At 57.7% G+C, this 1,149-nt stretch carries 1 protein-coding gene and 1 pseudogene; both read left to right on the forward strand.

The features are described from left to right. Window positions 1–954: extracellular solute-binding protein (locus tag EN750_RS35450; protein ID WP_127399356.1), on the forward strand; the 954-nt coding region annotated here is incomplete at its 5' end. 70 nt (window positions 955–1,024) lie between these two features. Next, window positions 1,025–1,149, forward strand: a pseudogene (locus tag EN750_RS41230) (sugar ABC transporter permease); the annotation flags it as partial.

Genomic DNA, 1,149 nt, shown 5'->3' on the forward strand with positions numbered 1-1,149 from the left:
GTCAAGTACTACGCCGAGTATCCGTCGGCCTCTGGCAAGTACTGGTCGATCCCGGCCGAGGGTGACGCAGTCGGCTGGTCCTACCGTAAGGACTGGTTCGAGGACCCCAAGGAAATGGAAGCCTTCAAGGCCAAGTATGGCTACGATCTCGGCGTGCCGAAGGATTTCAAGGCGCTGCGCGACATTGCCGAATTCTTCCACCGTCCCGACCAGAAGCGCTACGGCGTCGCCATCTACACCGACAATTCATATGATGCCCTGGTGATGGGCGTCGAGAACGCCATCTTCTCCTACGGCGGCGAACTTGGCGACTATGCCACCTACAAGGTCGACGGGATCATCAACTCCGATCAGAACGTCAAGGCGCTCGAGGTCTACAAGGAACTCTATTCCTTCACACCTCCTGGTTGGGCCAAGAGCTTCTTCATCGAGGACAACCAGGCGATCACCGAGAATCTGGCTGCGATGAGCATGAACTACTTCGCCTTCTTCCCGGCGCTCATCAACGAAGCCTCGAACCCGAATGCCAAGAACACAGGCTTCTTCGCCAACCCGGCCGGCCCGAACGGCGACCAGTTCGCCGCGCTCGGCGGCCAGGGCATCTCCGTCATCTCCTATTCCAACAACAAGGAAGAGGCGATGAAGTTCCTGGAATGGTTCATCAAAGACGAGACGCAGAAGAAGTGGGCGGAACTCGGCGGCTACACGGCAAGTGCCAAGGTGCTCGAGTCGCCTGAATTCCAGAACGCCACGCCTTACAACAAGGCCTTCTACGAAACCATGTTCAAGGTGAAGGACTTCTGGGCGACGCCGGAGTACGCCGAGCTGCTCATCGCGATGAACCAACGCGTCTATCCGTACATCACCGGCAATCAGGGCACGGCCAAGGAAGTGCTCGATGCGCTCGCCTCGGACTGGAACGCGACGTTCAAAAAGTACAACCGCGTGAAGTAAGCGGCACTAACGCTCGGAAGGGGTGGGAGCCCACCCCTTCCGTTTTCTTTTCACAAGGAAGGAACTGGCTTTGGCCACTGCAGTCATGACCACGCTGGATCCCAACTCGCGCTCCGCCACCCGCGGCATGAGCGACCTCACGATCCGAAATCTCTTCATCATCCCGACGATCGTTTTCCTGATCGTCTTCAACAT

This window comes from Mesorhizobium sp. M7A.F.Ca.ET.027.03.2.1 (assembly GCF_003999175.1).
Classification (GTDB): domain Bacteria; phylum Pseudomonadota; class Alphaproteobacteria; order Rhizobiales; family Rhizobiaceae; genus Mesorhizobium.